23 protein-coding genes are annotated in these 23357 nt (G+C 72.5%); 11 read left to right on the forward strand and 12 right to left on the reverse strand.

Features of this window, described 5'->3' with window-relative positions; translation table 11 throughout:
* Nucleotides 1–6: 6 nt before the first annotated feature.
* The 8 genes from ACZ404_RS03520 to ACZ404_RS03555 all read right to left on the reverse strand — a co-directional run bounded on the left by ACZ404_RS03520 (nt 7) and on the right by ACZ404_RS03555 (nt 8047).
* Complete coding sequence (locus ACZ404_RS03520) at nt 7–891, reverse strand: serine/threonine-protein kinase (RefSeq protein ID WP_468435597.1); 885 nt, start codon at nt 889–891, stop codon at nt 7–9.
* Entirely contained in the window at nt 888–2723 is a 1836-nt protein-coding gene (locus ACZ404_RS03525; protein WP_468435598.1) for an ABC transporter ATP-binding protein, read from the reverse strand. Before ACZ404_RS03525 ends, ACZ404_RS03520 begins: the two co-directional genes overlap by 4 nt.
* Nucleotides 2724–2800: 77 nt before the next feature.
* Nucleotides 2801–2986 carry a hypothetical protein gene (locus ACZ404_RS03530; RefSeq protein ID WP_468435599.1) on the reverse strand — a complete coding sequence of 62 codons (186 nt, stop codon included), beginning with the start codon at nt 2984–2986 and terminating at the stop codon, nt 2801–2803.
* A 101-nt stretch (nt 2987–3087) separates the two neighbouring features.
* Nucleotides 3088–3828: an FAD:protein FMN transferase gene (locus tag ACZ404_RS03535; protein ID WP_468435600.1), complete on the reverse strand. Its 741-nt coding sequence runs from the start codon at nt 3826–3828 to the stop codon at nt 3088–3090.
* Between the two features lie 55 nt (nt 3829–3883).
* Nucleotides 3884–4696 carry an FMN-binding protein gene (locus ACZ404_RS03540; RefSeq protein WP_468435601.1) on the reverse strand — a complete coding sequence of 271 codons (813 nt, stop codon included), beginning with the start codon at nt 4694–4696 and terminating at the stop codon, nt 3884–3886.
* An 18-nt stretch (nt 4697–4714) separates the two neighbouring features.
* On the reverse strand, nt 4715–6097 hold the full coding sequence (locus tag ACZ404_RS03545; RefSeq protein ID WP_468435602.1) for a ferredoxin reductase family protein: 1383 nt from the start codon (nt 6095–6097) through the stop codon (nt 4715–4717).
* A 59-nt stretch (nt 6098–6156) separates the two neighbouring features.
* Nucleotides 6157–6675 carry an FMN-binding protein gene (locus ACZ404_RS03550; RefSeq protein WP_468435603.1) on the reverse strand — a complete coding sequence of 173 codons (519 nt, stop codon included), beginning with the start codon at nt 6673–6675 and terminating at the stop codon, nt 6157–6159.
* Between the two features lie 19 nt (nt 6676–6694).
* Complete coding sequence (locus ACZ404_RS03555) at nt 6695–8047, reverse strand: ferredoxin reductase family protein (protein WP_468435604.1); 1353 nt, start codon at nt 8045–8047, stop codon at nt 6695–6697.
* Between the two features lie 150 nt (nt 8048–8197).
* On the opposite strand from ACZ404_RS03555, the gene ACZ404_RS03560 reads away from it, so the two are divergent.
* Nucleotides 8198–8938 (forward strand): response regulator transcription factor, encoded by a 741-nt coding sequence (locus ACZ404_RS03560; RefSeq protein ID WP_468435605.1) that lies wholly within the window; start codon nt 8198–8200, stop codon nt 8936–8938.
* A complete protein-coding gene (locus ACZ404_RS03565) occupies nt 8935–10413 on the forward strand; it encodes a sensor histidine kinase (RefSeq protein ID WP_468435606.1) in 1479 nt (492 codons plus the stop codon). Before ACZ404_RS03560 ends, ACZ404_RS03565 begins: the two co-directional genes overlap by 4 nt.
* Here the strand turns inward: ACZ404_RS03565 and ACZ404_RS03570 are convergent.
* From ACZ404_RS03570 to ACZ404_RS03580, 3 genes are all read right to left on the reverse strand, one after another.
* The gene (locus ACZ404_RS03570; protein WP_468435607.1) at nt 10400–11101 is read right to left on the reverse strand and encodes a L,D-transpeptidase family protein; all 702 of its coding nucleotides are present in this window, start codon (nt 11099–11101) and stop codon (nt 10400–10402) included. The genes ACZ404_RS03565 and ACZ404_RS03570 overlap by 14 nt on opposite strands.
* A gap of 3 nt (nt 11102–11104) precedes the next feature.
* Nucleotides 11105–11692, reverse strand: a complete 588-nt coding sequence (locus tag ACZ404_RS03575; RefSeq protein WP_468435608.1) for a pyridoxamine 5'-phosphate oxidase family protein — start codon at nt 11690–11692, stop codon at nt 11105–11107.
* A 146-nt stretch (nt 11693–11838) separates the two neighbouring features.
* Nucleotides 11839–12741 carry a hypothetical protein gene (locus ACZ404_RS03580; protein ID WP_468435609.1) on the reverse strand — a complete coding sequence of 301 codons (903 nt, stop codon included), beginning with the start codon at nt 12739–12741 and terminating at the stop codon, nt 11839–11841.
* Nucleotides 12742–12942: 201 nt separating this feature from the next.
* On the opposite strand from ACZ404_RS03580, the gene ACZ404_RS03585 reads away from it, so the two are divergent.
* The 6 genes from ACZ404_RS03585 to ACZ404_RS03610 all read left to right on the forward strand — a co-directional run bounded on the left by ACZ404_RS03585 (nt 12943) and on the right by ACZ404_RS03610 (nt 19973).
* Nucleotides 12943–14136 carry an argininosuccinate synthase gene (locus ACZ404_RS03585; RefSeq protein WP_468435610.1) on the forward strand — a complete coding sequence of 398 codons (1194 nt, stop codon included), beginning with the start codon at nt 12943–12945 and terminating at the stop codon, nt 14134–14136.
* Nucleotides 14137–14237: 101 nt separating this feature from the next.
* Nucleotides 14238–15668 (forward strand): argininosuccinate lyase, encoded by a 1431-nt coding sequence (argH, locus tag ACZ404_RS03590; RefSeq protein ID WP_468435611.1) that lies wholly within the window; start codon nt 14238–14240, stop codon nt 15666–15668.
* A 208-nt stretch (nt 15669–15876) separates the two neighbouring features.
* Nucleotides 15877–16704: an alpha/beta fold hydrolase gene (locus tag ACZ404_RS03595; protein ID WP_468435612.1), complete on the forward strand. Its 828-nt coding sequence runs from the start codon at nt 15877–15879 to the stop codon at nt 16702–16704.
* A 64-nt stretch (nt 16705–16768) separates the two neighbouring features.
* A complete protein-coding gene (locus tag ACZ404_RS03600) occupies nt 16769–17740 on the forward strand; it encodes an aldo/keto reductase (RefSeq protein ID WP_468435613.1) in 972 nt (323 codons plus the stop codon).
* Between the two features lie 83 nt (nt 17741–17823).
* Complete coding sequence (locus tag ACZ404_RS03605; protein WP_468435614.1) at nt 17824–18372, forward strand: TetR/AcrR family transcriptional regulator; 549 nt, start codon at nt 17824–17826, stop codon at nt 18370–18372.
* A 77-nt stretch (nt 18373–18449) separates the two neighbouring features.
* Nucleotides 18450–19973 (forward strand): MFS transporter, encoded by a 1524-nt coding sequence (locus ACZ404_RS03610; protein ID WP_468435615.1) that lies wholly within the window; start codon nt 18450–18452, stop codon nt 19971–19973.
* A 20-nt stretch (nt 19974–19993) separates the two neighbouring features.
* Here the strand turns inward: ACZ404_RS03610 and ACZ404_RS03615 are convergent, their stop codons facing one another.
* Complete coding sequence (locus tag ACZ404_RS03615) at nt 19994–20746, reverse strand: lysophospholipid acyltransferase family protein (RefSeq protein ID WP_468435616.1); 753 nt, start codon at nt 20744–20746, stop codon at nt 19994–19996.
* Nucleotides 20747–21011: 265 nt separating this feature from the next.
* Here ACZ404_RS03615 and ACZ404_RS03620 point away from each other — a divergent pair, with 265 nt between their 5' ends.
* The 3 genes from ACZ404_RS03620 to ACZ404_RS03630 all read left to right on the forward strand — a co-directional run bounded on the left by ACZ404_RS03620 (nt 21012) and on the right by ACZ404_RS03630 (nt 23345).
* Nucleotides 21012–22196 carry a glycerophosphodiester phosphodiesterase gene (locus tag ACZ404_RS03620; RefSeq protein ID WP_468435617.1) on the forward strand — a complete coding sequence of 395 codons (1185 nt, stop codon included), beginning with the start codon at nt 21012–21014 and terminating at the stop codon, nt 22194–22196.
* Nucleotides 22197–22289: 93 nt separating this feature from the next.
* Nucleotides 22290–22796, forward strand: coding sequence for an RNA polymerase sigma factor (locus tag ACZ404_RS03625; protein WP_468435618.1), 507 nt, complete (start codon nt 22290–22292; stop codon nt 22794–22796).
* 45 nt (nt 22797–22841) lie between these two features.
* The gene (locus ACZ404_RS03630; RefSeq protein WP_468435619.1) at nt 22842–23345 is read left to right on the forward strand and encodes a GNAT family N-acetyltransferase; all 504 of its coding nucleotides are present in this window, start codon (nt 22842–22844) and stop codon (nt 23343–23345) included.
* Nucleotides 23346–23357 lie beyond the last annotated feature (12 nt).

Genomic DNA, 23357 nt, shown 5'->3' on the forward strand with positions numbered 1-23357 from the left:
CCGCGTTCAGCGGTCCGCCGCGCCGGGCAGCGCCGCCTCGAGGGCCGCCGTCAGCGCGGCGACCGTGGGACGGGACGCCGGGTCGGGGTGCAGACAGGCGTCGACGGCGGCGGCGAGGGTGGGCGGCAGGCGCCGCCGCGTGGCGGCCCGCGGGGCCCGCTGCTCGAGCTGCGGGCGGCGCCGGCCGGTGCCGCTGGTGCTCCCGGCGTCCCTGCTGCCGGGCCCGCCCTCGGTCCTGCCGCAGTCGAACGCCGCCTCCCCGCAGGCCACTTCGAAGAGCGTGACACCGATGCCCCACACGTCGGCGGCGGCCGTGAGCGGCCCGCCGCGCGCCTGTTCGGGAGAGAGGTAGCAGCAGGTGCCGATCCCGGCGGGCGCGGGACCGGGAGGCCGCGCGACGCTCAGGTCCAGCACCTTGGCGTGACCGCGGTCCACCACCACGTTGGACGGCTTCAGGTCCAGGTGCAGCAGCCCCTGCCGGTGCAGATAGTGCACCGCCGAGCACAGCTGGGTGCCCAGCAGCGCGACGTCGGTGGCGGCGGGCCGGTGCCGCAGCCGGTGCACGAGGTGGGAGAGCGTCTCGCCGGTCAGCGTCTCCAGGACGACGAGCGGCTCGGGCGACGTGACGGTCTCGTAGCCCCGCACCAGGTGCGGATGGGCGAAGTCGCGCAGCCACCGCCCCTCGCGCAGCAGCCGTTCGGCGAGCCCCGGCTCGCCCCGGAGGTCCGGGCGCACCACCTTGATCACACAGCGGCAGGCGCGTTCCTCGCTCCAGGCGTCGTAGACGTCGAGCCAGCCGGTGCGGGCCAGGTGCGCCAGCACCTGGTAGCCGGGGGCCGGTTCGGTGCCCGGGGGCAGCGGCGGTGCCTCGGTGGCGGGGGAGACGGTCACGACAGCACCCTCCCCGCGGCCGGGGGCCCGGCCATCGAACTGAGCCGGTGCAGCCGGGCGTACGCCCCGTCGTGCCCGACCAGCTCGTCGTGGGCGCCGTCCTCGACGACCCGGCCGTGGTCGAGCACCACGATGCGGGTGGCGTCGCGGACGGTCAGCAGGTTGTGGGAGATCACGACGGTCGTCCGGCCGGCCATGAGCCGGCGCAGCGGATCCATGATCCGCCGGCCCGAGCGGACGTCGAGCCCGGTGGTCGGCTCGTCCAGCAGCAGCACCGGCGCGTCCCGGATCATGGCGCGGGCGATCGCCAGCCGCTGGCACTGGCCGCCGGACAGCGTCCGGCCGCGCTGGCCGACCAGCGTGTCGTAGCCCTCCGGGAGCCGTTCGACGAACTCGTGCGCGTCCGCGGCGCGCGCCGCCGCGACGATGTCCGCGTCCGTGGCGTCGGGCCGGCCGTAGGCGATGTTCTCCCGGACGGTGCCGTGGAAGACGAGCGTCTCCTGCAGCACCACCGAGACGTTCTGGCGCACGTCGGACAGCCGCAGTTCCCTGAGGTCAATCCCGTCCAGGCGTACGGCCCCGCGGTCGGGGTCGTAGAACCGCAACTGCAGCTTCGCGGCCGTCGACTTGCCCGCCCCGCTGGCCCCGACCAGCGCCAGCGTCTCCCCGGGCGCCACGTGGAAGGACACGCCCGACAGCGCCCAGGACGCGGCCCCCGGGTAGCGGAACCAGACGCCGTCGAACTCCACGTCGCCGCGCGCCCGTCCGATGTGCCGGGCAGCCGGCGCCTCGGCCACCTGGGGCCGCTGGTCCAGCAGTTCGATGATCCGTTCGGCCGAGGCGGAGGCCGCGTAGAACGTGGTGCCGAGGTGGGACAGGCCGCGCACGGGACTGTAGAGCTTGCTGATCAGGGCGAGGAACACCAGCAGTCCGCCCAGGGTGAGCTGTCCCTGGGCCAGCTTCCAGGTGCCGAGACCCATCACCGCGAGGCCGCCGGACACCTCGATGAGTTCGACGACGGGGCCGTAGACGGCGCGGATGCGCGTCGAGGTCATCACCGCCCGGAACCTGCCGAGGTTCTCCCGGTGGAAGCGGCGCTCCTCCCAGCCCTGCCGGTTGTACGCCTGCACCAGCGCCACGTTGCCCAGCGACTCCTCGGCGATGGCACTGATCGAGCCGCTGCGCCGCCTGCGTTCGCGCGCGGCCTCCTTGCTCAGCCGGGAGAAGTGCCGGGCGGCGGCCCAGAACAGCGGCACGATGACCAGGGCCAGCAGCGTCAGGTCCCACCCCAGGGAGAACAGCAGGCCGAGGAAGACACCGAGGCGGACCACGTAGTAGAGGGCGTCCGCGACCCCGGAGAGCAGGAAGGTCTCGACCGCGTCGACGTCGCCGGTGACCCGGGACAGCACGTCCCCGAGCCGTCGGCGCTCGAAGAAGCCGAGGGAGAGCCCCTGGACGTGCCGGAAGACGTCGGAGCGCAAGGAGAGCAGGAAGCGTTCCCCGACCCAGGTGGACGTCACCTCGTCGGCGAACGCGAGGATGCCGGAGCAGAGGATGAGCCCCAGGTAGGTGGGGGCGATCCACAGGAAGGGCCGCAGATCCCGGGGGACGAGCACGTCGTCCACGACGAGCTTGAAGAGCCAGATCTCCGCCGCGTCGACGCACGGACCGACCAGGCTGAAGACGACGACGGGCACCAGCCATCGCCGGCCGCCCCGGGTGTACGGCCAGAACCGTCGGAACACCTCGCGCGGGGCCACCGGGGGCGCGGCCGCCACGAGGGCGTCGGAGGACTCGCCGATCGTCAGCAGACGCCGCAGGACATGCGCCATGTCAGGGATCCCTCATGGACCGGCGAAGCGGACCGGGTCCTCAAGGGCCTCCGGTCCGCTCGGCCTGCGGGTGGCGATCAGTAGCCGTTGTGGCCGTGGCCGTGGCCGCTGCCGTGGTTGTTGCCATGGCGGTTGCCGTGGCGGTTGCCGTTGGAGTGGCCGTTGCCGTGGCCGTTGCTGTGCCCGTGCCCGGAAGAGTCGTGGTTCGACGTGTTGTCGTGGCCGCGGCGCTTGGCAGGCATCAGGCTGCTGAAGATGGCCATGTTCGTTCCTCCTGAAACTCGCTGCACTTGTGATACGTGCCAGGGCGGAACAGGGATGGCATATCGGGGTAAATGGTTGAGATTTGTTCTGTCGGGCGAGGTCAGCCGAGCCGGGCCGCCAGCCCTCCGGTGCAGCGCACCTCGTCCCCGGCCGTGATCAGCAGCGCCTCGATGTCCGGCAGCGACTCCAGCCAGGCCAGCCCGGCCCGCGAGCCCATCGCGAACGCGGCGGTCGCCCAGCAGTCAACCCAGGTCAGCCGGGGGCCCACGACGGTCACCGACACCAGGTCCGTCACCGCCGACTTCCCCGTGCGCGGATCGACGATGTGCGCGCCCCGCTCGGCCGTCCCGGACGTGGCCACCGACAGCTCGTCCACTCCGGCCGCCGAGATCACCGCTGCCAGCCCGCCCGGGCGCAGCGGATCGGCAACCCCGACCCGCCACGGCCGCTGCGGCTCCGGCGCGCCCAGCATCTGCACGTCACCACCGCCGTTCACGCTGACGCCGCTCACCCCGTCCACCGCGGCCAGCAGCCGCGCGGCCCGCTCGGCGGCCCAGCCCTTGACGATGCCGGTCGGGTCCAGCGATCCCCGGTACCGGGTGCTGAACCATCCGTCGCTCACCCGTTCCGCCTCGGCCGCCAGCTCCAGCACCTCGGTGACCTCGGGCGCGCACCGGTCCACGGTCAGCTCGCCGCGGACCAGCCGGGACACCTCGCTGTCCTCGCGGTAGGTGGAGAAGAGCGCGTCGGCCCGGTGCAGGCCCTCGACCGCCTCGCCGAGGGCCTGCCGCAGCGCACGGGGTTCCCCGCCGCGGACGTCGAAGGAGAAGACGGTCCCCATGACCTCCTCCGCGTGACGCACCGCGGCGGGAGCTTCGGAAGGCTCGGCCACCGCGTCAGCCACCGGCCTGGTCCAGCGCCGACTGCAGCGACTGCTTGTAGCCGGTGCTGGTGTAGGTGGCGCCGGAGACCGCGTCGATGTTCGCGGTCCCGGCCGCGACGGCCTCCTGGTTGAGCCTGGGCACGGCGAGGGCGGTCTTCTGGTCGCTGACCCCGCCCTTGGGCGCCTGCACCGCCTCCGCCTTGGTGATCTTCCCGCCGCTGACGGTGATCCGGACCTGCACCGGGCCGTACTGCGTCTGCACGGTCTTCCCGGTGACGGTACGGGCCTGGGCCTGCCCGGAGCCGGACGTGCTCGAGGAGCCGGAGGAACCGGCGGAGCCCGACGAGCCGGACGGCAGGGCCTTCACCTTGTCCAGCGCCGACTGCAGCGACTGCTTGTAGCCGGTGCTGGTGTAGGTGGCGCCGGAGACCGCGTCGATGTTCGCGGTCCCGGCCGCGACGGCCTCCTGGTTGAGCCTGGGCACGGCGAGGGCGGTCTTCTGGTCGCTGACCCCGCCCTTGGGCGCCTGCACCGCCTCCGCCTTGGTGATCTTCCCGTCCGCGACGGTCAGCCGGACCTGCACGGCCCCGTACTGGGTCTGTGCCACGTCACCGGTCACCGTGCCGGAGCCGGCCGCCGGCTGGACACCGCCCTGCTGGCCGCCCTGCGGCGCCTCCTGGCCCGCGGCCGTCTGCTGCGGGGCCGCGCCGGCCGCCGACGCGGCCGACGAGTCCGAGGCGGGCTTCAGCGACAGCAGCAGCACGACTCCGGACACGGTGGCGGCGGTGGCCAGCACAACGCGCCGAATGGGGTGGCTCTTCCTCATCGCTTCTCAGGCTCCCGCTCACATCTCGAACGACTCGTGGTGGATGCGCCGCGCGGGAACGCCCGCGCCACGCAGTGCCTCGTACACCGACTGCGCGAACCCGGGCGGACCGCACATGAAGACGTCGTGGCGATCGACGTCCGGGATCTTGCGCTGGAGGTTCTCCGCGGAGATGTCCGGACGCTCGCCGTCGGGGCTGTTGACCGCGTACATCAGCCGCGCGCCCCGCTCCTTGGCGATCGTGGCCAACTCGTCCCACAGCGCCAGGTCCTGGGTGGTGTTGGCCCGGTAGAGCAGGGTGATGTCACCGGCCGCCCCGGGCAGCGTCTCGAACAGCGCCCGCATCGGGGTGATGCCGACCCCGCCCGCGACCAGCAGCACCTTGCCCCGGCTGCGCCGCTGCGCGGTCATCGCGCCGTACGGGCCCTCCGCCCACACCCGGGTGCCGGGCGTGAGCTCGCGCAGCCGTTCGCTGTGGTCGCCGATCGCCTTCACGGTGATCCGCAGCATGTCGGGCCGGGGCGCCGCCGACAGGGAGTACGGGTGCGAGCTGAACCGCATCCCGGGTGCGAGGAACCGCCAGCGGAAGAACTGGCCGGCCTCCGCGCCCATCCGGTGCAGCTTCCGCCCGCCGATCAGCACCGACACGATGCCCGGCGTCTCCTCGATCACCGCCTCCACCCGCATCCGGTGACGCAGGTTCAGCCGGATCGGGGTCAGGATGCGGTACCAGACCACGAGCGCGGTGACCGAGCCGTACAGCGCGTACCAGAAGGTCTTGGCCGTCGGCTCCAGCGCGAAGTCGTTGCCGGTGGTGATCTGGTGCCAGAACGTCAGGAACACCGCCGCGTACGTCAGCAGATGCACGTGGTACCAGGTGTCGTACGGCAGCCGGCGGCGGATCCCGCCGACCGACGTCAGCCCGATGACGAGGAACAGACCGGTGCCGATGGCCGCCTTGCCCATGTCGGGCAGCTGGTTCACGGAGTCGACGGTCTGCTGGACGATGTCGCCGAGCGACTTGCCGGCCTGCAGCGCGTACCCCCACATGGTGAGGAAGACGTGCGCGGCGACGAGGCAGAGCGTGTACCGGCCGCTCATCGCGTGCCAGCGCGCCACCCGGTCGGAGCCGACCCGCCGCTCCAGCGCCGGGACGCGCGCCATCTGCAGCACGACCAGCGCCATCAGGTACCCGGCCAGCAGACCGGTGATCCGGCCGGCGTTCAGGATCTTGCTGTTGTCGTCCGCGATGGACGGCGTGTTGTGCCACCAGAGCCACAGCACGGCCGCCGCGCCCGCCCACACGGCGAGCAGCAGCGGGACGGCCGGGGAGCGGCGCGGACGGATGCGGCGCATCGTCTGTCGGCGGGCGGCACGTCCGCCTGCGAGCGTGGTGGTCACGGTTCCTCCGTGGGGACTTGACCCTTGGCCCACAGATACGTGCCGCATGCGCTGAGTGTTCAGAGGCCCGCGGAGTCCAGCGCGGACTGGAGCGACTGGCGGTAACCGTCACTGGTGTACGTCGCTCCCGAGACCGAGTCGATCTGCGCGCTCTGCGCCGCCAGTGCCTCACGCCGCAGTTGGGGCAGGGCGTAGCTGTTGATCTCCTGGTCGCGCGGATTGTCCTGCGGGTAGCTGACCGCGGTCACGTCGGTGATCGTGCCGCTCTTGATCGTCACCCGCACCCGGACCGGGCCCCACCGGGTCTGCACGGTGTCCCCGGTGACCGTCCTGGTCACCGACTTCGAGCCGGACCTCGAGCCGGACTTCGAGCCCGAGCCCGAACTGCTGCCGCCGGACGAGGACGCTCCGCCGGAGGCGGCCGAACCGCTCGACGCCGCTGGTGACTCGGCGCTCACGGTCGCCGACGTCGGGGTGGTGTGCGGCTTCAGCGACAGCAGCATCACCATCCCGGAGACGGTGGCGGCGCTCGCCAGCAGGATGCGGCGCAGGGGGCGGTTCTTCTTCAACGGGTGCACGTCGGATGCCTCACAGCTCTCAGAACTCGAACGACTCGTGATGGATGCGGCGGTCCGGCACCCCGGCCGCGCGCAGCGCCTCGTACATGTCCCGCGCGAAGCCGTGCGGGCCGCAGATGTAGACGTCGTGGCCGGCCAGGCCCGGGAAGCTCGCGCGCAGCGTCTGCGCCGTGATCTCCGGGCGCTCGCCCCGCGGCCCGTTCAGCGCGTACCGCACCTGGGCGCCCCGCCACCGGGCGATCGCCTCCAGCTCGCCGCCGAGAGCCAGGTCCTCGGGACCGCGCGCCCGGTACAGCAGCGTGACCTCGCCCGGCAGCGTCTCGAACAGGGCGCGCAGCGGGGTGATGCCCACGCCGGCCGCGATCAGCAGCGAGTGGTGGCCGGTCGCCCGGTCCGCGGTCAGCGCGCCGTACGGCCCCTCCGCCCACACCCGGGTGCCGGGGCGCAGCAGAGGCAGGGCCGCGCTGTGGTCGCCGAGCGCCTTGACCGTGATCCGCAGCAGCTCCGGGCGCGGCGGCGCCGACAGGGAGTACGGCGTCGACGTCCAGCCCATGCCCTCGCCGAGGAACCGCCAGCGGAAGAACTGCCCCGGCCGCGCACCCAGCTCCTCCAGGTGCCGCCCGCGCACGACGACCGAGTAGACCCCTTGCGCCTCCTGGTGCACCGAGTCGACCCGCAGCCGGTGGCGCAGGTTCAGCCGGACCGGGGCGAGGATCCGGTACCGGAGCACGAGCGCCGCCACCCCGAGGTACAGCGCGTACCAGACCGCGGTCGCCACCGGCTTCCCGTTGAACTCGTCGCCCAGGGCGAGCTGGTGCCCGAAGGCCAGGAACACCGCCGCGTACGTCAGCAGGTGGACGTAGTACCAGAACTCGTAGCTGGTCCGGCGGCGCACCGCCCGCGCCGAGGTGATGCCGATCGCGAGAAGGATCACCGTCCCGGCGGTGGCCTTGAGCATCTCCGGGTAGTCCAGGACCACGGTGACCGCCTCGTGCCACAGCGAGGCCCGGTCCTGGGCGGCGTACCCGGTCAGGATCAGCACGACGTGCGCGAGCAGCAGGCAGACCGTGTAGCGGCCGGCCATCGCGTGCCAGCGCGCCACCCGGTCCGAGCCGACCCGCACCTCCAGCAGCGGCACCCGCGCCATCAGGCCCACCAGCACCGCGCAGGCGTACCCGCACAGCAGCCCGGCGATCCGCCCGGCCCCGGTCAGCCAGCCCGCCGCACCGACCACGGAGCCGGTCCCGGCCCACCAGAGCGCGACCACGGCGGCCGCCCCCGCCCACAGCACGGCCAGCACGGGCCCCGCGGGGGAGCGCCGGGCGGCCGGGGACACGGGCGGGGCCACGCGTCGCTCGTCCACGGTGGTCATGTGTTCGTTCCCTTCCTCCGTCAGGCCTGCCACTGTGCGCGGCGAAGCTCTGAGGGGCCTCTGAGCGGGCCGTTCCTGAGTGGATTCAGAGGAAACTCAAAGCCACCCGGCCACCACCGGGACCTGCGGGGGAGCGATGCTGGAGGGGCGATGAACACCACCCGCTCCGGCCGCCCGGCCCTCACCCGACCCGACGGCACCCCGCTGCGCGTCCTCGTCGTCGACGACGACCCCGACCTCGCGGAGGTGCTCACCGGCGCCCTGCGCTACGAGGGCTGGCAGGTGCGCGCCGCCGGCGACGGCGCCTCGGCGGTCACCGCCGCGCGTGAGCTGCTGCCCGACGCCGTCGTCCTGGACGTGATGCTCCCCGACACCGACGGCTTCAGCGTGCTGCGCCGCCTGCACGAGGTGAAGCCGGACGTCTGCGTGCTCTTCCTCACCGCGCGGGACGCCGTCGAGGACCGCATCGCCGGTATCACGGCGGGCGGCGACGACTACGTCACCAAGCCCTTCAGCCTGGAGGAGGTCGTCGCCCGGCTGCGCGGACTGCTGCGCCGCGCCGGCATGGCCCGCCAGCTGGAGGAGGGGCCCCGGCTGACGGTCGGCGACCTGGTCATGGACGAGGAGGCCCGCGAGGTCACCCGGGGCGGCGAACTGATCGAACTCTCCCCGACCGAGTTCGAGCTGCTGCGCTTCCTCATGCGCAACCCGCGCCGCGTGCTCAGCAAGGCCCAGATCCTCGACCGGGTCTGGTCCTACGACTTCGGCGGCCGGGCCCATGTGGTCGAGCTGTACATCTCCTATCTGCGCAAGAAGGTGGACGCGGGTCGCGAACCCATGATCCACACGGTGCGCGGCGCCGGGTACGTCCTCAAGCCGGTCAGCCCATGAGCCCGCGGCACCTGCCCCGCCCCCGCACCCTGCGCGCCCGGCTCACCTTCGGCCTGGTGATCCTGCTCGCGGTGAGCTGCGCGGCCGTGGGCCTCGCCGCCGTCGTCGAACTGAACGGCTTCCTCACCCAGCGTCTGGACGAGCAGCTCGCCCAGGTGGGCACCCGCTTCCCGGAGAGCCTGGAGCACCGGGGCCGGCTGCCGGACGACCACGACGGCGACGAGCACGGCGACACCCGCCGTCAGGCCACGGGCACCTTCGGCGCCCGGCTGCTGAACGGCACGGTCACCAACAAGGGGCTCATCCGCTCGGGCGACCCCTCGGCGGACCTGACCGTCCACCTCACGGCCACGGACCGGGAGCGGCTGGCCGCGGTGCCGGTCGACGGCGGGCCGCACACCGTCGAGCTGTCCGCGCTCCACGCCTACCGGGTCGTCGCCACGGCCGGCCGGGACGGGGACGTGCTGATCGTCGGGCTCCCGCTGGAGCCCGTCCGCACGGCCGTGCACCGCCTGGAACTGGTGTCCGGCGCCGTCTTCGGCCTGGCCCTCGTCGTCACCGGCGTGGCCGGGGCCCTCTGGGTGCGCTGGTCGCTGCGCCCGCTCAGCCGGGTCGCCGCCACCGCCACCCGGGTGAGTGAACTGCCGCTCGCCAGCGGGGAGGTGGCGCTGCCGCCGCGGGCGCCGGAGTCGGACCCGCGCAGCGAGGTCGGCCGGGTCGCGGTGGCCTTCAACCGCATGCTGGGCCATGTCGAGAACGCCCTGACCAAACGCCACGCCAGTGAGGAGCGGCTGCGCCGCTTCGCCGCCGACGCCAGCCACGAGCTGCGCACCCCGGTCGCCTCGGTCCGCGGCCACGCCGAGCTGGCCCTGCTGCACCCGGGCCCGGTGCCACCGGAGATCACCCGGGCCCTGGAACGCATCACCGCCGAGTCCTCCCGCATGGGCGAGATGGTCGACGACCTGCTCCTGCTGGCCCGCCTGGACGCGGGCCGCCCGCTGGAGCGCGGCCCCGTCGACCTCACCCATCTGGTGCTGGACGCGGTGACGGACGCCCGGGCCGCCGGCCCCGAGCACCGCTGGACCCTGGACCTGCCGCAGGAGCCGGTCACGGTGACCGGCGACGCGCACCGGCTGCACCAGGCGGTGGCCAACCTGTTGGCCAACGCCCGTTTGCACACACCCGTGGACACCAAGGTGACGGTGACCCTGGAGACCGGGGGCGGGTCGGCGCTGCTGTCCGTCCACGACGACGGTCCCGGTGTCCCCGCGGACATCCGGGCCCATGTCTTCGAGCGCTTCACCCGCGCCGAGCACCGCCGCCGGCCGGGCGCCCCCGGCGGCGGGGCTGGGCTGGGCCTGTCGATCGTCGCGGCGGTCGTGGAGGCGCAGGGAGGCGGTGTGAGCCTGGAGAGCGGCCCGGGGTCCACGACGTTCACCGTGCGGCTGCCGCTCGCGGACGTCAGTACCGGGTGAGGGCGGTCGGCCCGTCGACGGTGCCGATCGCGATGTGCGGCTCCCGGGCGGGGTCCGCCCACCGCAGCAGCTCGCGCATCGCGTCCTTCGGCACCGACACGCAACCGGCCGTGGCCGCCTGCCCGTTCACGTGCAGGAAGATGCCGGCCCCCCGGCCCCGCACCGGCCGGTCGTAGTTGAAGGCGGTGACGAGCCCGTACGCGTACTGCGTCCCGTAGGAGATCAGGTGCTCGGACTCGGAGGCACGGCAGTCGGCGGGCAGCGGATCGACCCACCGGTTGTACGCCGAGGACGCGCTGTCCTCGCACCACCAGGAGCTGTCCTTCACGGCCCGGTACGGCATGCGGGTCCCGTCCGGCGCCGCCTCGATCCCGAACCCGAACGGAAGGCCGTACAGCCCCGTCGGGGTCGTGTTCGTGCCCTGCTCGCGCGTGGTCCCCTCCACGAGCCCCTTCGCGCCGAACCGGGCCGGCGCGGTCCCGGCCTGGACCCACTGGCCGTCGCGCAGGTCCCACCAGGTGAGCGTCCCCGAGGTCGCGTCGGTGCCCGGGGCCTGGGCGGTGATCAACTGCGTGCCGCCACCCGTGTCCGCCATCAGCGCGGGCAGCGGCTCCGGTCCGCGGCCCGGCGTGAGACCGAGCACGCAGACGGAGGCGGACAGGAGGGCGACGACGACACCGGGGCGCATGGCTCAGACGGTAGACGGCGGCAGCGGGAGCGGCAGCCCGGGTAGTCCGTCCAGGCTCGTCGCCACGTGCTCCTTCTTCTCGAAGTACGCGCTCAGCGAGGCGTCGTCCTCCCGCGCGAACCGCTTCCCGTGCAGGTCGCGGTCCTCCTCGTACGCCATGCGGGGGACGGTGTAGCCGCAGGTGTCCCGCACCAGTTCGGCGTGGACGACGATGATCGCGCGCAGCCCGTGCACGCTCGCGTCGATGCCGGGGAAACGGGTGAGCAGGTCCTTGAAGCGCGGGTCGTCACGGAAGACCGGCTCGCCCCGGCCGTGCACCCGCACGATGGTGGGCGGTCCCTGGAAGGCGCACCACATCAGGGTGATCCGCCCGTTCTCCCGCAGGTGCGCGATGGTCTCGGCGTTGGACCCGGCGAAGTCCAGGTAGGCCACCGTCAGTTCGTCGAGCACCGCGAAGGAGCCCTTGAGGCCCTTGGGGGAGAGGTTCACGGTGCCGTCGCCGGACAGGGGAGCGGTCGCGGTGAAGAAGAGGGGCTGCTCCTCGATGAACGTCCGGAGCCTGCCGTCTATGCGCTCATACGTCTTTCCCATGTTCCGTGATTATCCGCGCAACTCCGTTGTTTTGCCTAACAAATTGACTGCGACGGAGCGTTCCGGAGGCTTCCGGAACGTTCCGGACCCACCGCGGGGCCGCCCCGGCCGGCGCTGCTGCGGGGCGGCCCCGGCTGCCTGTCACGTCACTTGGTGAGCGTGCAGGCGGCCAGCGAGTCCAGGCCGGTGGGCTTGGTGCCCTTGCGGCCGATGGAGATGGCGATCCGGTCGATCGTCGAGACGCGCTTGTCCTTGAGCGGGCCGAGGATCGCGTTGTTGACGAAGTTGGGGCCGCCCTGGCCGACGGTGTTCTTCAGGCGGGTGTTGGCCTCCTGGATCTGCGTCTGGAGCAGGGCGAGGTTGCGGTTCACCTCGGCCTGCGCGGAGGCCGGCACGGCCGGCAGCTTCGAGGCGACGTCCGGGCAGGTGATCGTGCCCGCCCCGGTGTTGCCGTTCGCCGCGTTGGCGTTGGCGTTCGCGTTGGCGTTGGCGTTCGCCTTGCCAGGCCGCTGGTTCCCGGCGTTGCCCGACTGCTGGTTCCCGGCGTTGCCCGACGCCTGGCCGCCGCCGGTGTTCGCGGCGCCGCCCCCGCTCAGGGTGCAGGGGGCGAGCGCGTCGAGGCCCGTCGGCTTGGCCGCCGTCCGTCCGATGGCCGTGGCCATGCGGTTGATGGTCGAGATGCGCTTGTCCTTGAGCGGGCCGAGGATCGCGTTGTTGACGAAGTTGGGGCCGCCCTGGCCGACGGTGTTCTTCAGGCGGGTGTTGGCCTCCTGGATCTGCGTCTGCAGCAGGGCGAGATTGCGGTCGATCTCGGCCTTCGCCGAGGCCGGCACGGCGGGCAGCTTCGAGGCGACGTCCGGGCAGGTGATGGTGCCGACGCCGGTGTTGCCGCCGGCCGCCAGGGTGCGGGCGGAGTTGCCGCTGTCGCTCTTGCCGGGCGTACCGGCGAGGGCGGAGCCCGCGATCACCGCGCCGGAGAGCGCCACGGCGGCGGCGCCGCCGATGAGCGCGACGCGACGCTTGTTGTGCTTCGGAAGAGCCCTGGACATGCGGATGCCTCACTTGGGTCGGGGGTGGGTCTGGACGAGCTGTGGTCGACGCGGCGCCTGCGTTCGCAGTGAGGTACGGGAAAGCGGTTTCACCTGTTCAACGTTCCTGTGAAATCCCCTCCGACCGCGGTGGCGATTGACGAACCATGCAGAGTTCTGCATACTCATGCATGTCAGCGAATGCACTGTGAGGAGAAACCCGTGACCGAGCGCGTCGTACTCGCCTACTCAGGCGGTCTGGACACCTCCGTCGCCATCGGCTGGATCGCCGAGGAGACGGGCGCCGAGGTCATCGCCGTTGCGGTCGACGTCGGCCAGGGCGGCGAGGACCTGGACGTCATCCGCAAGCGCGCCCTCGCGTGCGGCGCCGTCGAGGCCGAGGTCGCGGACGCCAAGGACGAGTTCGCCGACGAGTACTGCCTCCCGGCGATCAAGGCCAACGCCCTCTACATGGACCGCTACCCGCTGGTCTCCGCCCTCTCCCGGCCGACGATCGTCAAGCACCTCGTCGCCGCCGCCAAGAAGCACGGCGCCACCACCGTCGCCCACGGCTGCACCGGCAAGGGCAACGACCAGGTCCGCTTCGAGGCCGGCATCGTCGCCCTCGCCCCCGACCTCAAGTGCATCGCCCCGGTCCGTGACTACGCGATGACCCGGGACAAGGCGATCGCCTTCTGCGAGGCCAAGCAGCTCCCGATCGCCACCACCAAGAAGTCCCCGTACTCCATCGACCAGAACGTCTTCGGGCGCGCCGTCGAGACGGGCTTCCTGGAGGACATCTGGAACGCCCCGATCGAGGACATCTACGAGTACACGTCCAACCCGGCCGTGCCGCGCGAGGCCGACGAGGTGATCATCACCTTCAAGGAGGGCGTCCCGGTCGCCATCGACGGCAAGCCCGTCACCGTGCTGCAGGCCATCCAGCAGCTCAACGAGCGCGCCGGCGCCCAGGGCATCGGCCGGATCGACATGGTCGAGGACCGCCTCGTCGGCATCAAGTCCCGCGAGGTGTACGAGGCTCCGGGCGCGATCGCCCTGATCACCGCCCACCAGGAGCTGGAGAACGTCACCGTCGAGCGCGAACTCGCCCGCTACAAGCGGCAGGTCGAGCAGCGCTGGGGCGAACTGGTCTACGACGGCCAGTGGTTCTCCCCGCTCAAGCGCGCCCTGGACGGCTTCATCAACGAGGCCAACCAGCACGTCTGCGGCGACATCCGGATGACCCTGCACGGCGGCCGCGCGGTCGTCACCGGCCGGCGCTCGGAGTCGTCCCTGTACGACTTCAACCTCGCCACCTACGACACCGGCGACACCTTCGACCAGGCGGCGGCCAAGGGCTTCATCGACATCTACAGCCTGTCGTCGAAGATCGCCGCCAAGCGGGACCTCGCCTGAGGCGCCGGTTCACCTCACACGCACTAGCCTGACAACCGCCTCCTCACTTCCGAACAGTGGGGAGGCGGTCGCACATGACGATCTCCCGAGGAGCGACGCAAGTGAGCAGCAACAGCGGTGACGTACGGCTCTGGGGCGGCCGTTTCGCCGACGGTCCCGCCGAGGCCCTGGCGAAGCTGTCCGCGTCCGTCCACTTCGACTGGCGGCTCGCGCCCTACGACATCGCCGGCTCCCGTGCCCACGCGCGCGTGCTGAACAAGGCGGGCCTGCTCACGGACGACGAGCTGAGCCGGATGATCGCCGGGCTCGACCAGCTCGAGGCGGACGTCGCGGACGGTTCCTTCGTGGGCACGATCGCCGACGAGGACGTCCACACGGCCCTGGAGCGGGGTCTCCTGGAACGCCTGGGCCCGGACCTCGGCGGCAAGCTGCGCGCCGGCCGCTCCCGCAACGACCAGGTGGCGACCCTCTTCCGGATGTACCTGCGCGACCACGCCCGGATCATCGGCGGCCTGATCGCCGACCTCCAGGACGCCCTGATCGGCCTGGCGGAGGCCCACCCGGACGTGGCGATGCCCGGCCGCACCCACCTCCAGCACGCCCAGCCGGTGCTCTTCGCCCACCACGTCCTGGCGCACGCCCAGGCGCTGTCCCGGGACGCCGAGCGACTGCGCCAGTGGGACGAGCGCACGGCCGTGTCCCCGTACGGCTCCGGCGCCCTGGCGGGCTCCTCCCTCGGCCTGGACCCGGAGGCGGTCGCGCAGGATCTCGGCTTCGAGCACGGCAGCGTCGGCAACTCGATCGACGGCACGGCCTCCCGGGACTTCGTCGCCGAGTTCGCCTTCATCACCGCGATGATCGGCGTCAACCTCTCCCGGATCGCCGAGGAGGTCATCATCTGGAACACGAAGGAGTTCTCCTTCGTGACCCTGCACGACGCGTTCTCCACCGGTTCGTCGATCATGCCGCAGAAGAAGAACCCGGACATCGCCGAGCTGGCCCGCGGCAAGTCCGGCCGACTGATCGGCAACCTGACCGGGCTGATGGCGACCCTGAAGGCCCTGCCCCTCGCCTACAACCGTGACCTCCAGGAGGACAAGGAGCCGGTCTTCGACTCCTGCGACCAGCTCGAGGTCCTGCTCCCGGCCTTCACCGGCATGATGGCGACCCTCACCGTGCACCGCGAGCGCATGGAGGAGCTGGCCCCGGCCGGCTTCTCGCTCGCCACGGACGTCGCCGAGTGGCTGGTCAAGCAGGGCGTGCCGTTCCGCGTGGCCCACGAGGTCGCGGGGGAGTGCGTGAAGGTCGCCGAGGCCGAGGGCAAGGAGCTGGACGAGCTGACCGACGAGCAGTTCGCCAAGATCTCCGCCCATCTCACCCCGGAGGTCCGCTCGGTCCTCAACGTCCCGGGCGCCCTCGCCTCCCGCAGCGGCCGCGGCGGCACGGCACCCAGCGCGGTCGCAGTCCAGTTGGCCGAGGTCAAGGCCGACGTGGCGGCCCAGCACGCCTGGGCCACGGCCAGGCAGGCGTAAGCAGCCGCTCCACCCACCGCCCGACAGGGCCCGGACATCCCGTCCGGGCCCTGTGTGCTGCCCGGCCGGTGCCGCCCGCTCCGATAACGGATGGGATTCGGCCAGTGGCCGAAACCTTGACGCACGTCTACCCGGAGGTAACTATTCCGCTTACCGGTCGGCATGGCCGAACGCCGGTCGATCACCGCCCCCGCACGAAAGGGACGCCATGCGCGCCGCACGAACACGACGGACAGCCCGCCTCCTCGCCGTCACCGCGGCGGCCGCGCTCTGCGCCCTCGGCCTCACGGCCCCCGCGAGCGCCGCCGACACCCCGCCGCCCGGCGCCAACGACTGGTCCTGCAAGCCCGACTCGGCACATCCCCAGCCCGTCGTCCTGGTCAACGGCACCTTCAAGACCTCGTACGAGAACTGGCTGACCCTGTCACCCGCGCTCGCCCGGGCCGGATACTGCGTCTTCTCCTTCGACTACGGCGATCTGGAGACCGCCCCGATCCCGGACTCGGCGGCCGAGCTGCGCGACTTCGTGGCCGCCGTGCTCGGCGCGACCGGCGCCGGCAAGGTCGACATCGTCGGGCACAGCCAGGGCGGCATGATGCCCCGCTACTACGTCAAGTTTCTCGGCGGCGGCGCCCTGGTCGACGACCTGGTCGGCATCGTGCCCTCCAACCACGGCACCACCAACCCGCTCGCCCTCGCGGCCGGCGCCACCGTGTGCCCCTCGTGCGTCGACCAGACCGCCGGCTCGGACTTCCTGCAGAAACTCAACTCCGACCCGGAGGCGCCGGGCGGGCCCGACTACACGGTCGTCGCGACCAGGTTCGACGAGGTCGTGGTGCCGTACACCAGCGCCTTCCTCGACGGCCCCGCCTCCCATGTCACCGACGTGCTGCTGCAGGACCGCTGCCCGCTCGACCTCACCGAGCACGACCAGGCGCCCAAGTCCCCGCTGGTCGAGCAGTGGGTGCTGAACGCCCTGGGCCGCCGGGGGCCGGCCGACCCCGCCTTCGTGCCACGCTGCGTCAGCGCGGGCTGAACCGCCGCGAGCTGGGTAGATTGGTGCGGGACACCCCCTCAGCCGATCGCGCAGGGAGCCCCCCATGCCGTTCAGCCGCCTGGCCGCCGCGACCACGCCCACCGCGCACCTCGGACTCGGTCTGGCCGCCGTCGGCCGGCCGGGCTACATCAACCTCGGCCGGGAGGACGACCTCCCGGCCGACCGCACCGTGGACGCGCTGCGCGCCCGCACCCACGAACTCCTCGACGCCGCCTACGCCCAGGGCGTGCGGTACGTCGACGTGGCCCGATCCTACGGCCGTTCGGAGGAGTTCCTCGCCGACTGGCTGAAGGCCCGCCCGGACGTCGACGACGTGGTCGTCGGCAGCAAGTGGGGCTACACCTACACCGCCGGCTGGTCCGCCGACGCCGAACAGCACGAGGTCAAGGACCACGGTCTGGCGACCTACGAGCGCCAGCGCGCCGAGACCGACGCCCTCCTCGGCGAGCGGCTGGATCTGTACCAGATCCACTCGGTGACCCCGGACAGCCCGGCCCTCACCGACAAGGAACTCCACGCGCGCCTCGCCGAGGCCGCCGCAGGGGGCCTGACCATCGGCTTCTCCACCAGCGGCCCCGCCCAGGCCGACGCGATCCGCGCCGCGCTCGAGGTCACCGTCGACGGCGAGCCCCTCTTCCGCACGGTCCAGTCGACGTACAACGCCCTCGAGACCTCGGCCGGCACCGCCCTCGCCGAGGCGCACGAGGCCGGGCTGACCGTGATCGTCAAGGAGGGCATGGCCAACGGCCGGCTGGCCGCGCCCCACGCCCCGGACGCGCTGAAGGCCGTCGCCGAGGAGACCTCTCTCGGCTGCGACGCCGTGGCCCTCGCCGTGATCCTGCGCCGGCCCTGGGTCGGGGTGGTCCTCTCCGGCGCGGCGACCGTCGGCCAGCTCGCCTCCAACCTGCACGCGGCCGTCGTGGACCTCGACGACGACCAGCTCACCCGTCTCGCCGCACTGGTGGAGGACCCGCGCGCGTACTGGGAGCGGCGCGGACAGCTGCCCTGGCACTGACGCAACCCTCCGCCGACCAGCGGCGCTGAGTCACGTACGCCTATTGTGAGACATCAATGTCTCACATGGGCTATGCTTGTCTCATGCCCTTGGATCGTGACCATGTGCTGCGCAGCGCAGCCGCCCTGCTGACCCGCAAGTCGACCGCGACGATGGACGAGGTCGCCAAGGCCGCCGGGATCAGCCGGGCCACGCTGCACCGCCACTTCGCCGGACGGGACGCGCTGGTCCGCGCCCTGGAGGCGCTCGGCATCGCCGAGTGCGAGGCGGCGCTGGACACCGCCCGGCTGGACGAGGGCCCGGCGGGCGAGGCCGTCCACCGCCTGGTCCGCGCCATCGAGCCCGCGGCCGGCCTGCTCGCCTTCCTCTACACCGAGAACCAGCTCTTCGAGGGCGAGGGGCAGAACGAGGGCTGGGCCCGCATCGACGTACGGCTCACGGCCCTGTTCCGGCGCGGCCAGGAGAGCGGCGAGTTCCGCATCGACCTGACCCCGGCCTGGCTCACCGAGGCGCTGTACGGCCTGCTGGCCTCCGGCGCCTGGGCGGTGGCGGAGGGCCGGGTGGCCGCCAAGGACTTCACCTACATGATCGTCGAGCTGCTGCTCGGCGGCGCACGCCGCACGCCCGCATGAGCCACGGCGTACCGCGCACCGGCGACGCACGCACGCGTCCGCCACGACCTACGAACGCCTAAGAAGCGAGAGGAATCATGACCAGCACCCTGCAGCCGGCCCGCGTGGCGGAGGCGGAGAAGCGCCCGGGCCGCTGGCTCGCGCTCTCGGTCCTCGTCCTGGCCGTGCTGCTGGTGGCCGTCGACGCCACCGTCCTCGGCCTCGCGACCCCCTACATCAGCGAAGACCTCGACCCCTCCGGCACCCAGCTGCTGTGGATCGGCGACGTCTACTCCTTCGTCATCGCCGGTCTGCTGGTGTCCATGGGCAGCCTCGGCGACCGCATCGGCCGAAAGCGGATCCTGCTCGGCGGCGCCACGGCGTTCGGTGCCATCTCGGTGCTCAACGCCTACGCGAGCACACCGGAGCTGATGATCCTGGCGCGCGCACTGCTCGGTGTCGCGGGCGCCACCCTGATGCCCGCCACCCTCGCCCTGATCCGCAACCTGTTCCACGACCCGCGCGAGCGCAGCCTCGCCGTCGGCATCTGGGGCGCGACGGCCTCCGCCGGCACGGCCGTCGGCCCGATCGCGGGAGGCTTCCTCCTGGAGCACTTCTGGTGGGGCTCGGTCTTCCTGATCAACCTGCCGGTGATGGCGGTGCTGGTCCTCGTCGGCATCCGCACTCTGCCCGAGTCCCGCAACCCGCACCCGGGCCCCTGGGACCTGGTCGGCGTGCTGCTGTCGCTCGTCGGCATGATCGCCGTCGTGTACGCGGTGAAGGAGGCCGCCGCCCACGGCCCGACCTGGCCGGTGCTCGTCACGGGCCTGCTCGGCGCCGCCGCCCTGTACGGGTTCGTCCGCCGCCAGCTCACGCTGCCGGTCCCGCTGCTGGACGTGCGCCTGTTCCGGCGCCGGGGCTTCAGCGGGGCGGTCCTCGCCGACCTGCTGACCGTGCTCGGCATGTCGGGGCTGGTGTTCTTCCTCTCCCAGTACCTGCAACTCGTTCAGGGAAGGCACCCCTTCGAGGCGGGCCTGGCCGAACTCCCCGCCGCCGTGGGCGCGGTGGCGGCGGGCCTGGTCGCGGGCCGCGCGGCGCGCCGCTTCTCGGTCCGGGCGGTGGTCTCGGGCGGCCTGGCGGCGGTCGGCCTGTCCCTGGCCGTGCTCACCACGCTGAACGCGTCGACGGGCTACCCGGTCCTCGGCGCCGCCCTCCTCGTCGTGGGCATCGGCGCCGGCTTCTCCTTCACGGTCACCGCCGACGTGATCCTGGCCGGCGTGCCGAAGGACCAGGCGGGCGCGGCGTCGGCGGTCTCGGAAACGGCCTACGAACTGGGCGCCGCCCTGGGCATCGCCCTCCTCGGCTCCATCGTCACCGGCGCCTACCGCGACTTCGCCGGCCCCACCGGCACCCCGCCCAGCGCGCACGAGTCACTGGGCGCCGCGGTGGAGGCCGCACACACCATGCCGCCCCACACGGCCGGCCAGATGCTCACCGCGGCCCGCGAGGCCTTCGTCCACGGCCTGCACCTGGCCTCGGGCGCGGGAGCGGCAGTCCTCCTGGCGACGGCGACGGCGGCGTGGTTCCTGCTGAAGGAACAGAAGCTGGAAGGCGCCGACTGAGCAGAGCCGGCCGGCGGCGCTCAGGCGGCCTTGGCCTTCGTGGCGTACATGTCCACGTACTCCTGGCCGGACAGCCGCATGACCTCGGCCATCACGGAGTCGGTCACCGCCCGCAGCACATACCGGTCCCGGTCCATCCCGTCGTACCGGGAGAACTCCAGGGCCTCACCGAACCGCACCGTCACGCGCCCCGGGCGCGGAATCCCCCGCCCGCCCGGCTGCAGCTTGTCCGTCCCGATCATCGCGAACGGCACCACCGGCGCCCCGGTCATCAGCGTCAGCCGGGCGATGCCGGTGCGCCCCCGGTACAGCCGGCCGTCGGGCGACCGGGTGCCCTCGGGGTAGATCCCGAAGATCTTCCCCTCCTCGAGGATCCGCCGCCCGGTCATCAGCGCGGCCACGCCCCCGCTCGCCCCGTCCCGGTCGACCGGGATCATCCCGACGCCGGTGAAGAACCACGCCATCAGCCGGCCCTTGACGCCCTTGCCGGTGACGTACTCGTCCTTGCCGATGAAGAAGACCTGCCGCTTGGTGACGAGGGGCAGCACGATCGAGTCGATGAACGTGAGGTGGTTGCCCGCGAGGATGACGGGTCCGTCCCCCGGGATGTGCTCCACGCCCTCCACCTGTGGGCGGAACATCAGGCGCATGATCGGTCCGAGCACTGCCTTGATGAGCGCGAAGCGGGACAACGGGTCCTCCGGCGTCGAGAGGGGTCGGTATGAGTCTGTGCAGGTGAGGACATTACTCGCGGCTCCGGGGGAAGCGCACATCGGGTTCGCCCGGTTCACCGATGTCTTACGTACTGTTGACGCTGGTTTACCTGCGGTGGCGCCGGTGACGCCCGGGCGGCGGTGTGACGGACATCGCGCGAGGCCGGTGCCGCCCCGGCCGCCCGGCGGCGCCGACGGGCCGTCACATCGCGTCCCGCACCGGACATCCGGCGTCACCCGGGTGTTCGAACCGAGGTCTCCCGCCGGTCATCCGAACGCCCCTACGATCGGCCCGCACCGAACACCCGACGGCAGGAGGGCGCGCATGGACAGCGACCGGGCGAACGAGCAGACGCAGGGAACCGGACGGCGGGCGCTCCTCGGCGCCGCGGTGCTCGGCGCGGGCGGAGCGGTCCTCGGACTGCCCGGCACCGCCACTGCCGCCGGAGCCCGGGCAGCCGGAGCGGGCGGGCACGGGGGCCGCGGGCTGAAGAGCCTCCCGGTGCCGACGATCATCGGCCACCGGGGCACCGCCGGCTACCGTCCCGAGCACACCTTCGGCTCGTACGACCTGGCCCTCGACCTCGGTGCCGACGTCGTGGAGGCCGGCGACCTGGTGCCCACCAAGGACGGCCACCTCGTCTGCCGGCACGAGCCGGAGATCGGCGGCACCACCGACGTGGCCGCGCACCCGGAGTTCGCGGACCGCAAGACCACCAAGGTCCTCGACGGCGTCCCCACCACCGGCTGGTTCACCGAGGACTTCACGCTCGCCGAGCTGAAGACGCTGCGTGCCGTCGAGCGCATCCCGGCCAACCGGCCGCACAACACCCTCTACAACGGGCGCTGGGAGATCCCCACCTTCGAAGAGGTCCTGAAGTGGCAGGACGAGCAGACCCGCAGGCGCGGGAGGCAGGTCTGGATCTACCCCGAGACCAAGCACCCCACCTACTTCCGCAAGCTGGGCCTCGGCCTGGAGGAGCGGGTGGCGAAGCTGCTGCGCAGGCACGGCAAGGACGGCCGCGACGCGCCGGTCATCGTGCAGTCCTTCGAGCCGACCAGCATCCAGAGGCTGAACCGGCTCGTGGACAACCCGCTCGTCGTGCTGCTCTCCTCGGCCGACAGCCGCCCCTACGACTTCGTCGAGGCCGGCGACCCGCGCACCGTCGCCGACCTGATCACACCCGGGGGCCTGCGGGAGATCGCCGGCTACGCCCAGGGCATCGGCCCGACGCTGGACCTGGTCATCCCCAAGAAGGCCGACGGCACCCTCGGCACGCCGACCACCCTGGTCGCCGACGCGCACAAGGCGGGCCTCGTGCTGCACCCGTACACCATGCGCAACGAGAACCCGTTCCTGCCGGCCGAGTACCGCAAGGGCAGTGCGGCGGACGCCTACGGCGACGTGTTCGGCGCCTACCGGACCTACTTCGCGACCGGCATCGACGGCGTCTTCACCGACAACGCCGACACCGGCCTGCTCGCCCGCGCCGACTTCCTGACCCGCTGAGCCCTCGTCAACCGTTCGGCCCGCCGCACCTCGTTCGGGCTCACTCCGTGCCGCCCCGGCAACCCGCCGCCGGGGCGGCGCGTCGTTCCGCACATGACGCACGACCTGGTAGCCGCCCTGCGGCCCCTGCTCACCGCCGAAGCCAGTGCCGAGGCGCCTGCCTCCGGGAGCGAACCGGGCGACTTGGAGCAGGCCGTCTGGCTCCGCCTGCTGGAGCGTCTGCGCGCCGACGGGCCCCCGCCGGACCCGCAGGACTGGCTGCGCAAGGCGGTCCGGGCCGAGGCGCGCCGCAGCCGCCGTACCACCCGTCTCGAACGGCCGTACGGCGTCGAGCCGGCCGACGAGGCCCGGCCCGGCCCCGAGCAGGCCGCCCTCGCCGCCGCCCGGTACCGCGCCCTGCGCGAGGCGGTGCGCCGGCTGCCCGGCCGCTGCCCCGGCCTGCTGGAGGCGCTGCTCTCGCCGAAGGACCTGACATACCGGGAGATCGCGGGGGAGTTGGGTATCTCACAGGGCAGTCTGGGACCGGAACGCTCCAGATGTCTGGGATGTCTGCGACGTTTGCTCACACCGGAGGTTGCGGCCCGCGAAGGGCGGGGATAGGAGTGAGGGACGACCGGTGATCAGGTGAGCGGGAGGCATGCGCACATGGGCATGAGCGTGACCATCTCGGGGGCGACCGAGCACGACGCGGAGCAGATCTTCAGGCTCCAGTACCTCTGCTTCCAGAGCGAGGCGGCGCTGTACGGCAACTACCGCATCGATCCGCTCGTCCAGAGCCTCGACTCCGTCCGCCAGGAGGTCGCCGCCGACTGCGTCTTCGTCGCCCGGCTCGGCGACGAGGTGGTCGGCTCGGTGCGCGGCAAGGTGACCGAGGACGGCGCCGCCGCCATCGGCAAGCTGTGCGTCCACCCCCGCCTGCAGGGCCACGGCATCGGCGCCCGGCTGCTCCGCGCCGCCGAGACCGCCCTCGCCGAACAGCGCGGCGCCACCCGCTTCCGCCTGCACACCGGCCACCGCAGCGAGGGCAACCTGCGGCTGTACCGGCGCGTGGGCTACCAGGCGGTGGGTCGCTCCAAGGGCGCCGACGGCGTGGAGATGATCGTCCTGGAGAAGCAGGTCCCCACCGGCTCGTACGCGGCGACCGCCTGACGCCGTACCGGC

The organism is Streptomyces sp. NPDC030798 (assembly GCF_055572275.1).